The 12101-nt window shown below is 33.9% G+C and carries 9 protein-coding genes and 1 pseudogene; 4 read left to right on the forward strand and 6 right to left on the reverse strand.

From position 1 onward, the window contains the following. On the reverse strand, window positions 1-439 hold a 439-nt coding region (locus P9B04_RS04805; RefSeq protein ID WP_342053863.1), incomplete at its 3' end, for a tyrosine-type recombinase/integrase. A 125-nt stretch (window positions 440-564) separates the two neighbouring features. Next, complete coding sequence (locus P9B04_RS04810; RefSeq protein ID WP_342053864.1) at window positions 565-702, reverse strand: hypothetical protein; 138 nt, start codon at window positions 700-702, stop codon at window positions 565-567. Between P9B04_RS04810 and P9B04_RS04815 the strand changes: the two genes are divergently transcribed. Further along, window positions 691-1722, forward strand: coding sequence for an alpha/beta hydrolase family protein (locus tag P9B04_RS04815; protein WP_342053865.1), 1032 nt, complete (start codon window positions 691-693; stop codon window positions 1720-1722). The genes P9B04_RS04810 and P9B04_RS04815 overlap by 12 nt on opposite strands. An 86-nt stretch (window positions 1723-1808) precedes the next feature. Here P9B04_RS04815 and P9B04_RS04820 read toward each other — a convergent pair whose 3' ends face one another. Continuing rightward, the gene (locus tag P9B04_RS04820) at window positions 1809-3818 is read right to left on the reverse strand and encodes a CHASE2 domain-containing protein (protein ID WP_342053866.1); all 2010 of its coding nucleotides are present in this window, start codon (window positions 3816-3818) and stop codon (window positions 1809-1811) included. Beyond that, window positions 3784-4419: a DUF928 domain-containing protein gene (locus P9B04_RS04825; RefSeq protein WP_342053867.1), complete on the reverse strand. Its 636-nt coding sequence runs from the start codon at window positions 4417-4419 to the stop codon at window positions 3784-3786. The genes P9B04_RS04820 and P9B04_RS04825 overlap by 35 nt, the downstream gene beginning before the upstream one ends. 131 nt (window positions 4420-4550) lie before the next feature. On the opposite strand from P9B04_RS04825, the gene P9B04_RS04830 reads away from it, so the two are divergent. Continuing rightward, window positions 4551-6809, forward strand: a complete 2259-nt coding sequence (locus P9B04_RS04830; RefSeq protein ID WP_342053868.1) for a CHAT domain-containing protein — start codon at window positions 4551-4553, stop codon at window positions 6807-6809. Here the strand turns inward: P9B04_RS04830 and P9B04_RS04835 are convergent. Beyond that, complete coding sequence (locus P9B04_RS04835) at window positions 6796-7386, reverse strand: response regulator (RefSeq protein ID WP_342053869.1); 591 nt, start codon at window positions 7384-7386, stop codon at window positions 6796-6798. The two genes, P9B04_RS04830 and P9B04_RS04835, sit on opposite strands and share 14 nt — an antisense overlap. Before the next feature lie 113 nt (window positions 7387-7499). Here P9B04_RS04835 and P9B04_RS04840 point away from each other — a divergent pair, with 113 nt between their 5' ends. Then, window positions 7500-9074 (forward strand): ShlB/FhaC/HecB family hemolysin secretion/activation protein, encoded by a 1575-nt coding sequence (locus tag P9B04_RS04840; RefSeq protein WP_342053870.1) that lies wholly within the window; start codon window positions 7500-7502, stop codon window positions 9072-9074. On the opposite strand, the gene P9B04_RS04845 is transcribed toward P9B04_RS04840, so the two are convergent. Beyond that, window positions 9071-11482, reverse strand: coding sequence for a two-partner secretion domain-containing protein (locus tag P9B04_RS04845; protein ID WP_342053871.1), 2412 nt, complete (start codon window positions 11480-11482; stop codon window positions 9071-9073). The genes P9B04_RS04840 and P9B04_RS04845 overlap by 4 nt on opposite strands. Before the next feature lie 222 nt (window positions 11483-11704). Here P9B04_RS04845 and P9B04_RS04850 point away from each other — a divergent pair. Continuing rightward, window positions 11705-12101: pseudogene (locus P9B04_RS04850) on the forward strand (hypothetical protein); the annotation flags it as partial.

The following is a 12101-nucleotide window of genomic DNA, read 5'->3' on the forward strand; positions in this document are numbered from 1 at the left end:
TGGGAAGACTCTCTAACAACCGGTTCATTTCCTCGTTTTCGAGGTAATTAATGGTGGCGGCGGGATCTTTAACTTCTGTGGGGGGCTTGAGTCCCAGAGCCGGATTAATGACAACATAGCCATATTGTCGTAAACCATCGTAAAAACGGCGTAATATGGTCAGTTTTAGGGAAATAGTTACAGTTTGATATTGTTGCTCTTCTACTAACCAATGGCGAAATCCTGTTAGTTGGTTAAAAGTCGCTTCTATGGGGTTAAGTTTTGTGGAATGACACCAGTGTAGGAACTGTTGTATGTGACAACGGTAAGTTTTAACAGTGTCACTAGCTGCCGAGCCTTCTCCCACATGATGTTTGAGAAACTTCTCAAAGACTTTCAAATGAGCCGTCGCTGTGTCGAGGACTGGTTTCGCATCAAAGGTAGAAACGATCGAAGACATTATGAGCCACCAGGGGGGAAGGATAAAAAAGCCGAAATCCTCACACTGGGCTAATTTTAGCATAGAGAAGAGTCCGAAAAGAACACTTCTCGGACTCTTTTAATGGTTCCCTATACAGGTGACAACTATTCGTTGTTAATCAGGATAATTGTACTATTTGATGGGACTGGCTTTTTCTGCGATCGTTTTGTTATCTGGAAACAATTTTCTTTTTCTTCGTCTTCTGCTGTGGTACCAAAAATTTTAATTAAATGTCTCTTCAATCCCTTATATCTTCCGTAGCTGTTGCCACTTTTGTTCCTTTAATGGTTGTTGAATCTAGTCTAGCTGAAGTCTTTGACCCTAGACCACTTTTCGACAATTTTGATAGCTTTACTACTTTGATTCCAGGAAACGGTGATTTAGCTGATATTTATTACCCACGAATCACGGAAAATTCTTTTGAAGAATTTCCCGTCGTTGTCTTACTCCAAGGAGCTTTCATCGACAAGTCTTTCTATTCAGAATATGCCGCTCAAGTCTCTCGTTATGGCTTTGTGGTTGCTGTGCCTAATCGTTCTCGCTTCATTCCTGGCTTAGGCGTGGGACTTTTCTCCGAAGTTGGTCAAATTGACGAGACTATTAATGCTCTGAAGTTAGAGAATAACGAGCCTTCTTCCCAACTATTCGGATTGGTTGACACCGAGAGATCAGCTTTATTAGGACACTCTTTTGGAGCTGCTGTGGGTCTATCTGCGATCGGGAATCTTTGTCTATTCCTCATTTGCGATGGTTCATTTGAAAGACCTGCTTCTCTACTCTCTGGTGCTTTCTTCGGTGCGAACCTTCGCAATCAAATTACAAATGAGCCTATTCCTATTGCTAATGACGGCATATCAATTGCCCTTTTACAAGGGGACATAGACGGGGTAGCTTCATTTTCTAATGCTGAAGCCACCTTCGACAGCATCGCTACACCTCCTGCTACTTTAGTTACTTTAGCCGGGATAAATCATTTCGGAATCACCAACGAAAATAACCCCGATGGTACTTCTGTTGACCCAAATATCCCTACAGTCCCTCAAGCCGTGAGTATTGAGACAATCGCGCGTTTGAGTGGACTTTTTTTGCGAGCTACCACTCTCGACGATTCCGAGGCTTTCGACTATATTTTTGATACGGGTGCCGATCTAGATCCAAATGTTTCCGCAGTTGAAGTTCTTAGTGTGCCAGAACCTCACTCTCTTTGGTGGCAAGTTATTTTTTGTGCATTTTTCTTCTTTCTATTACCGAAAAAACATTAGGTAAATAACTTTTCGATAACTTATTATTTACATTTAACTGCCACCTACTGCCTCTATCTAGAGCATCAAAAAAATAAAATATATACCTAATTTTGGTAAGGAATTTTTACAGTGAATTTAGTACAAAAGGGACTAGAAGAAAATACGATTTCTCCGCTTATTTTTTGCATGATTTCATGGCAAAAATATAGTCCAAGTCCATTATGCTCATTTTTTGTGGTATAACAAGGCTCAAATACAAAATCTGAAGAATTTGGCTCAATTCCTAATCCATTATCTTCCACTACTAAGAAAATCTCTGTACTATTTTTCGTTGTTTTTAGGTTAATTTTTCCTTTAAAACTTTTTTTTAATTGCTGTTTTTCAATTAATGATTCTACAGAATTTTTAAACAAGCTTGATACAATAAATTCTATTTGCTTTGGAAGCACGTGAAATGAATTTAATTTGGGATCTAGATTGAAAGTAATGGTAATATCCCCAACATTATAGTCTTTGAAAACCATTTGAGCCGTTTCTTTTGTTACTATTTCCTGAAGCCAGTCATTCAAATTTTCAACTTTAGCATAGGAAATAACATTTATTGAAGGAAAAACCTTAGTTAATACATCAGATAAAAATTGCAAATTCTCTTTTATTAATAATAATTCTTTTCTTTTATCTAAATCTGGGAGTTTTTCTTTGATAGCATCAGAATTTTCTATAAGATTATTCAGTTGGAAAATTGGCTCCGAAATTTCGTTAGTCATAATTGCATTTAGATTTTGTATTAAGTTTTTTTCCTCTTTATATCTGTTTAAACCAATAATTATTTGAATCATTGCCGTAATATTTATCCCTATTAGAATGGGTACAATAGGAATCCAATAGCCAAAAAGAAATAAAATATAGTGGATATAAAATAAAACTAAATTACTTATAATCACAAATATACTTATTTTGAAAAAGAAAATTCCAGGCTTTGTATAATTTGGAGACAAAAAATCGATTCCTATAAAAAAATAATTAAATAATAATAGAATCAACCATAAATTTAAAAATTCCCAATAATCAGAGACTGTTTTGATTGTTGGACGGTTTTCTAAAACAGTATTGAGAATCTGGCTTGTTAAATGGGCTATATTTACAACGCCATAACTCTCATAATTATTAGATATATATTGTTTATTTTTGAAAGAGAGAGGAGTTACAAAAGTATCTCCTACACTGGGAGACATCGAGCCAATTAGCACAATTTTATCAGAAAATAATTCTTCATCTATTTTGTCATCCAAAACATCAAATAGACTAACTTCTTTAAAGGGTTGTGGGTTTTTTCTCCAATTAATTATTATTTGAAAAAAGCCATCTTCCCCAAATACATAACCCCCATCAGAAGAACTAAAGTTTTTAAAAAAAGTTTCTTTTATTTCTTCTTCATCCAAATTTTGACAATCTGAATTTTGACTTTGACTAATTATTAGTTTGTAATCAAGTTCTATCTGTTGCCCTCGAACACAATATTTTCTAAGATATAAAAAGGCTAACTTAAATGATAAACTTGGAAACGTTTTTATTTCTTCATTCCCTGTAAATAAATATCCCCGACGTATTTTCGAGTCTCTGTCAACTGGGACAGCAATGTCTGCAATTTGTTGATTTTTTTTAAGAATAGGTGGAAATTGGATTGATTCTCCGTTTGAGTCTTTCAGTAAGCTTCCCACACCAATTAAATTAGTAGTTTCTTGAAAAGTTTTCGCTATGTTTTTTTCTCCAGGGGGTTGCGCTTTATCTCTGATAATATCTAATCCTATAGCTACTGGCTTTTGAGCTTTGACTTTATTAACTAACTTGGCTAGAATATCATCGGAAATTGGATATTTATCTAGTTTATTGAGATCATTTTCTGTAATTCCGACAATGATAATTTTTTCATCAATACTTTCTGTCGGTTTTAGTCTGAAATAGAGATCAAAAAATTTTAAGTCACCCAATTCAACTATTCCAAAATTTGAGCGAATTGCCCAAATAATTGATGTTAATCCTAAAGTTAACATCAATCCTGATATTTTTTTATGAGAATCAATCCATTTGAAAAATGAGCGACTGCGCATCATACCAATATCCTTCTTTAGATAGAAATTTAATTTTTTCTTTTATGTTTTTGTTTTGTTCTACTATATTTTGAATTAGCTCATCTTTCTGGACAACTTCAAAAGCTATCCGAGCTACATAACAATCTTCTGGGCAGTTATAACCGATAGCGAGGACATATATTCCTGGAGACAAAGACGGTACTGCATCCTCGACTTTTAATAGAAATAAAGTTGATTCAACTTCAACATTTCCTTCCCATATACTTTTCCTATCTTGTATCAAATTGTACTGTAATGGTAATTCAGGTATTGAAGATATCTGAATCCAGAATTCGGGGTAAGGATTGAAAGTTGTAGCAATATGGTCTTCAGGAGCTATAATTTCTAGTGTAAGAGGTTTTTCTCCACCCCTCTTTCCCTGAAATTGGGTACGTTGTCTCTCCCTTTTCTGATCATCACGCAATTCGTAACCAAAGTCATAAGGAGTTTTGAAGTTTCTTGTTTCTCTGCTTTCTTCTTCTCCGTTTTTTTCTGTATTTTCTTGAGAAGTCTCTGCTAAGGTATCTTCAAAGTAAATTAATCCTGAACAAAATAACACAGAGAAAACAGAGAAAATTGCCAATCTTATCAAAATATTTTTATTCCTAATTAGTTTTTATTATATTTGTCATCATAACATATAGTTTTGTTATAATTACGTACTGATATTTTTAGTTTCGTTATTTATTTTATATCATGTTTAAAATTATCAAAATGTTATCGTTATCAATTATAGTTATTTTTTTAATCAAAACCATTTCTATCTTTGGGAACGTTGTTGTTGCCCAGAATCACCATTCTATTCGACAAGCTTACATTGATGGGGATTATAAGGCTGTTGTTCTACTAGAAAAACAGTTCGATTTTGATTCTAAAATGTGGGGCTATGTTGCCTCAGCTTATGCGAATTTAGGTAATTATTCTAAAGCTATTTCGATAGTTAGACAACTTTTAAATAATAAAACTGTAAATCAAGCTTCTTATAAAATAAATTTAGCACAAATGCTGGTGATTGTAGGAAAATATCAAGAGGCTAAGGAATTGGTACATGAATCTCTCTTATTAACAGACGATTTATACAAAAAAGCTATAGCAAATAAAGTTTTAGGAAATATCAGTTCAAAACTTGGAAAATACCAAGAAGCAGTGAATTATTACAATCAAGGACTTAGTTATCTCAATGGACACCATAAGCTTTTAATTCTAAATAATCTTATAGCGTCGCAAAATCTTTGGTTAAAAAAACTCAAAAATGATGCAGAACTAGCAAAAAATATAGATACTGAAACTTCAAAAGAATTAATTTTTCAAGCTAAAATAGTTCAAAACAATCAGCATAATTCTTTACAAGAAGCTTTCCAATTTAGTAAATCGTCGGGGATTGAATCTTTACGTTTTCGTATTATGGTCTTTGACGAAAATCTTCCTTATTTTTCTCAAAATCTTTCTAGAGATGAGCTTTTATCAGAAGTTCAGGAGCTTCCTCTATCTAGACTAAAAGGAGAATTTCTTTTAAAACTTAACGAGCCTCTAGCCGCAATTAAAGTTGCTGAAACCATAGAAGATAATCGACTTCTTAGCTTTTCTGTTGGAGCATTAGGTAAAAAACTAAAAGTTGAAGGTTATTTTTCACAAGCTAAAAACCTATTTTTTAAGGCACAGCAAATTGCTTCTAATTTAGGAGCGTGGGATAGTCTTTATTTATGGCAGTGGGAGGTGGCAAAAATTTACCGCAAACAAGCCGAACCAGAAAAAACATTACGTTCTTACGAAAATGCTATTAACAGTCTTAGCAAGTTACGTTCTGAACTAATATCTAAAAATCAAACTCATTTAAGTGAGCAAATTCAACCTTTATATTTGGAAGCTTTAGAATATTTTTTAAGTCAAGCTCCTTCTCAGCAAATTTTACTAAAAATCAAAAATATTCTCAAACAATATCAAATTGTTTTAGTTGAGAATTATTTTGATTCTCCATGTCTTATAAAACTTGAATCTGTTCCTGTTCAGCAACACGAAGCATTTATTTATTTTATTACATTATCCCAAAAGACATATATTCTCCTTGAACTTCCTAATAACCAATTAAGTTTATTTAAAATTGATATAACTGAAGCTGAATTAAATAATCTAGCCTATACATGGAGAAAACAATTAGAAAATGGAATTTCCGAAGATTACTCTATTATTAGTAAAAAACTATATAGTCTATTAATTAAACCTCTTAAAAAAGATTTAGAAAAAAATGAAATATATTCTTTATTTATTCGTCCAGACGGGATTTTACAGAATTTACCTTTTACTGCATTTATAAACGAAAATGATCAATTCTTAATTGAAGACTTTAACATTATTTTATCTGTGGGAATTTCTCAATCTTCTACTATTATAAATAAACAGAAAGGTGGTACACTTTTTGGATTAATTAATCCACCAGCACCACTATCTGTCTTACCTGGAGTTGAACAAGAAGTTCGGGTACTAAAATCTTTAACCTCTGCTCCAACTTTGTTGGATGAAGATTTTACGTATAATAATTTCCAATTATCCATGACTCAATCAAATCAGTCATTCGTTCATTTGGCTACCCACGGAAGATTTGGTGGCAATGCCGATCAAACTTGGCTACAGGCATACGATCAAAAAATATTTCTATCACAATTAGAGCAAACTTTAGCTTCTACTTCATCTCCTTTAAATCTACTGGTTTTAAGTGGGTGCGAAACAGCAACAGGAAATAATCGTACCCTTCTAGGGATGGGAGGATTAGCCGTTCGGACTGGAGTTAATCGCGTGATTTCTACTCTATGGTCGGTTTACGATAAAGAGAGTTCTAATTTGATGCAGAATTTTTACAAAAACTATCAGACTGGCTCATCCCCTGCCAAAGCATTACGAAATTCTCAATTAAAATTTCTGCGTGAACAAGCAGATCATCCTTATTTTTGGGCCGGTTATGTTATTGTTCGTTAATTTCGCTTTCGTTTTCGTCGTTATCCTGACCCGAACCGATGGAAGCCCCCCTAAATTTTCCGCGTGGGGATTTCCACCGCAAAAGATCATATTTATATTCCCTCTTTGAAGTTTCGACTGTTCGTTTTTCCAAGTCTTCGACGACATTAGGCTCATACTCTATTACTTCCTTAATATATCGTTTAAGTTTTTTAGCAATATCTTCTGAACGTACAGTCGTTTTGTTAAAAATACCTCTTACCGCAGCAAACATCAAACGTTCGAGTTCTGGATCTACGTCATATTTGGAAAGTAAAAATATTGGTAAATCAAAAAATCCTAATTGTCGAATGATTTCGATAAGTTCGATCCCAGAAGTTTTTCCACTTAGGTAGGATGAAACCAGCACAATATCGATATCCAGATTGTTACGGGAAACCCACAACAATCTGAGACATTCGGCAACACTTCCCACCGCAACAGCCGTCAATGTCTGTTCATTTTTGTTAAAGTAGTTAGTTAACAGATGCCTTGTGCCAATTTCCGAATCGACTATTAATATTTTATAGATTTTTTGATTTTTTTGCCTTTTTTTCATTCATTACAATTCTTTTTTTAGTATATTAACAAATCATTGAATGATAATCATCTAATACGATTGAATTAACCTTAAATGTTGTATAATAAAATTTCATTTTTAAGATTTCGTCCATGAAGCGACTAATAAAATTTCAGATGATAGTTTTCTTGTTTTTTTTTGTTTCTCCTGAAATATCTACTGCACAAGAATCTGATTATACAATTTTATCTCAAACAGTAGGTTCTTCTAAAATAGTTATTACAGTTGATAAAATTATTGTTAAAAATAGCTCTATTTTAACGCAAGACCACATTGAAATCATCAATAATAGATGGCAAGGAGAATATCAATTAGATGAACTTAATGAAATCAAAGAATTAGGATTGCAGATATCTGACTTTATCACTAGAATTTATCACAGTGAAGGTTTTACAACTTCCAGAGCTATTTTTCCAGTTCAAGATCAATTAACCGATGGAATTTTCATTATCGAAGTAATTGAGGGTTATATGGAAAAAATATCACTAACAGGACTTAATAAGCTCAACCAAGACTATATATTATCTCGAATCCCATCAGCTTATAAAAAACCATTAAATACTCTGGATTTAGAAGCTGATCTTAAAAAGTTGAGACAAGATTATCTAATTAAAAATCTAACAGCTTTGCTAGAATTAGGAACTCAGTCTAAACATAGCAGATTGTCTCTAAAAATAGAAGAAAATAAGACACAAACTCTATCTTTTCAGGGTAATAATACAGCACCTGCCTCAACTGGCTCCGAAGAAGGTTTTTTTACTTATAAAGACGATAATTTATTAGGAGGAGGACAGCAACTTTTACTTCAAATCAATGCTTCAGAAGGGAAAGAGTTAGGCTACGCTTCTTTTAATTTTCCTTTAACATCTGAAAATCTCAGATTACAGTTTAGAGGAAAAATCGAATCTAATGAAATTATTGTAGCTCCTCTGCAACAATTTGATTTTGAAAATGATGTATTTACTTATGGAATTGATTTTATTTATCCTTTTTTTGAGAATGCTCAAAGTTCTTTTTCTTTAAAAGTATCCTATGATAATCATGAGAGTCAAACTTTTATCTTAGGTGAGCGATTTGAATTTGATGAGCGATTTCCTAATGGTATTGCTCAATATGAAACTATTCGCCTATCTTCTCAATGGGTCTACAGGACTAAAACTAATGCTTTAAGTTTTAGGCCTCAGTTGAATTTTGGTCTTAATCGTAGTTTTTTTTACGGTCAATTATTTTTGGATTTTGTACAACCCGTATCAGAAGATATATCTTTCCTCTTTCATTTAAAAGGACAAGTAGCCGACGGAATTTTATTTCCACAGGAACAGTGTAAGATAGGAGGAGATGGCATTTTTGATGGGGCAATTCGCGGTTACACCCGTCAAGCTTTTCGCAATGATAATTGCCTCGCCGCAACCCTTCAAGGTTCTTGGTCTTTTTTCAATAATGATAATTTGCGATTAGAAATTACTCCCTTTATTCAGGCCGCATCTGTATTTAAGGCAGAAGATTCACTAATCCCTGATGAAACTTTAGCGACTATTGGAATCGAATTAGGCGTTTATTTAGAAAACTTTTTTATTAAAGGTTTCTCTTCTTTGCCATTAGTTGATGTTGACGAAGATTTTAAGCAACCATTTGGAGTTAGTGGGGGAATCAAGCTGTCTTTTTAAGCATTTTCAGAACATTCGTTAAAATCTTCATCTACAGATATGGCAATAATTCTTCCATCATCTGTTTGTATTATTTTATTAGCTGAAGGGGAAATATTTTCTGTTGTTTTTTCAACCTCTTCATTAAGACCTATCCAATGGATATCAGAAGTATTTTCAGAGGGATTCCTTGGTAATCCTTGATTATTCCTTCGTATTATCAATTTGCCAATGTTCGTTGTCCTTTGCGAACAGCTTGAAATTAATTCTTCTGGGGAATTTTCTTCAAGAATATTAGAATCCTGAAAAAGTTCCTCAGATTCCTCTGTTACAAAAATATTCACTTCGCCATCAATACCCAAAGTAGAAGTAGCGGTAATAAAACTATTTGTATCTTGAAGCAAAGCATCAGCTTTTATAAAAATATTTCCAGCATCTCCTTGATTAGCATTTGCTCTTATTAAGCTTTCACGTAATAGTAAACCACCTACATTTATGAAAATATTACCTCCATCTCCTTGTACTTCTCCTTCTGAAGAAGAAGTAATTTGACTTTGATTCAAAGATATAGAATTTCCATTCAACGTTATATTTCCTGCATTTTTAAAATTAGTTTCTGAGCTAATTTGACTGAAATTTGATAAATTTATCTGGTCAGAATTAATAAATAGCTGTCCTCCGTTTCCAACACCTATATTGCCTACGCTTATTACTCCGTTGTCACTGAGATTGATTTGTTTCGCATTGATCACTACATTGCCAGCATTCCCTTGGATACTATCTAAATCTACTGCTTCTACCCTAGAAGCCGAAGATGTAATTAATCCTGACAGTGTAAGACTACCTGATTCTTCGTCAGGGAGATCAAACGCAACAGGATTTAGATTTGGACCCTTTGTTTCCAATAGAGTAGTGTCAATAATCACATTCCCTGCATTTCCTTGAGTGAAAGATAGCGAGCCTAAAGTTGTCCCGTCGATCATCGAGATGTTTTTTGAGGAAATAGCGACATCTCCTGAATCCCCCTGATTGAAACTCAATGAGCCAATAAACGAACTAGCCCCTACATTGCTATCTGGGCTAGTATTTAATGTGATTGTATTAGTAGCTGATATTTCTATATTTCCTGCTCCGCCTTTCCCATCACCCAGAGAAAAGCTACTCAGAACGGCACCATTTTTTACTTCTATCGATTCTGCTTCAATTCTGAGAGTTCCCCCTAATCCTTCGCCATTTGTGACAGTGGTAATGTTTGACGCATTAAAATTATTTTTAAATCCATTTACTGATAGGTATTCCGTATCTATATTTATATTTCCCCCATTTACATTGGAAAAAGTATTAGATTCAATTCTTCCTCCTCCAGTAATAGAAATTTTTGGCGACTGAACGTTAATACTTCCTCCCCCATTATTTCCTAAGTTTTGTAAAGCAATACTTGTGTTTAAATCTTTTGTCGTGAAATTACTATTTAACTCTAAAACTTCAGTTGCATTTATGTTTATGCTTCCAGTCGAATTTTCGCCAAAATTTTGCATTAAAATCAGAGAATTATTGCTCAGGCTTATGTTTTTACCATATAGATTTATCTCTCTGGTATTAGCTAAACCGCTTCCATTAATGGCTGAACGAGATTTAAGATTGATATTTCCCCACACCTCTATTCCCTGATAATCAAAACTGTTTTCATTAACATTAAATCTAACTAATCCTCTTCCGACAGCTGATAACTCAATTTTCTTGTCTAAGGCTTCTAAAGTTCCCCCATCAAAATTGATTGTGTTTGCAATCAGTGCGATCGCTTCACCACCTGGTGTGATAGAGGTATTTTTCGATTCTGGATTTTGCGAGATTGGAATAAAGGTATTTCCAAAGAATCCATGTCCTGCTCCTCTAATCGATATCGCATTATTTCTCGAATTTTCAAATAATAATGCGACAGGATGAGTTACTTCTAGTAAACTTTGATTCTCATCGATGTTGTTTGTACTAAAACGTGTCCCATTCTCGAAAACAATAGAATCCGCAGTCGTTCCATAGAAAGATCCTGCCATATCCAAGCTTGCTCCTGGACCGAAGACTATTCCATTAGGATTTATCAAAAATAAATTAGCGTTTCCGACTACTTTTATCGTACCGAGAATTTGTGAAACATTATTTCCTGTAATTCGAGTAAATATGTTGGTAATCTGGGAAGGGTTAGTAAAAATTACTGAGTCTCCCACTTTGACATTAAAATCAGTGAAGCTATGAAACAAGTTATTGCCAGAGATCACACCACCTTGGATATCTATTCTTGTCCCATTTGGCAAAACTAATGTCTCAGTTGAGCTATCTGCACTAATTTGAGCTTGGGCTGAATTTGACAGAAATAATAATATAGCTGTTAAGGGAACTGTTCTAAGAATTTTAACTACAAGTTGATTCATGTTTTCCTCGGTTCATCCACCAGCTACATTATCTATCCTCGTACTTTCGCTTACATTTACTGAGTTTGTCAAGATTTTTATCTATAATTTGGTTTTTTTCAGATTTGTCTTAATCTTATTTTTTTGTATAATATATCCACGTTTTGTTATAAAACCTGTTTGAAACTAATAAGTTCATGACGATTCCCAAAAATTGACCATTCTCCAAAAACGAGGAAAATTATGCTACTGAAAGTAAGTCTCGATAACAGCCTTCAAATAGGGAGAAAACTCCACGAAGAACTTTCTCTACTTACAAGTGAGAATGAAATCACCTTATTTAACCAAGATTGTGGCGGCGAAAAAGTTGTTCAGTCTTACCTGAAGCTACTCCAATGGTGGAATAGTTTATCGAAAGATTGGCAACGGAAAATTGTCAACACCCCTTTTAAGCTTGTTCAGGAGAACTTGTGGTTCCAATTATCTCAGTTAAGCTTTGAGGATCTTAAGCAATGGTATCAGGGGATCATTCAGCGTTCCGAGAAAAGCTCTGAAAACAATGGTAGTCGAACACTTCCTCCCAAAATTTGGAAGAAAGTTGCCTCCGAGATCCGTCCCCAGAAACAGGTCAAGCGATCGC

The organism is Crocosphaera sp. Alani8 (genome assembly GCF_038442745.1).
In the GTDB taxonomy this organism is placed as follows: domain Bacteria; phylum Cyanobacteriota; class Cyanobacteriia; order Cyanobacteriales; family Microcystaceae; genus Crocosphaera.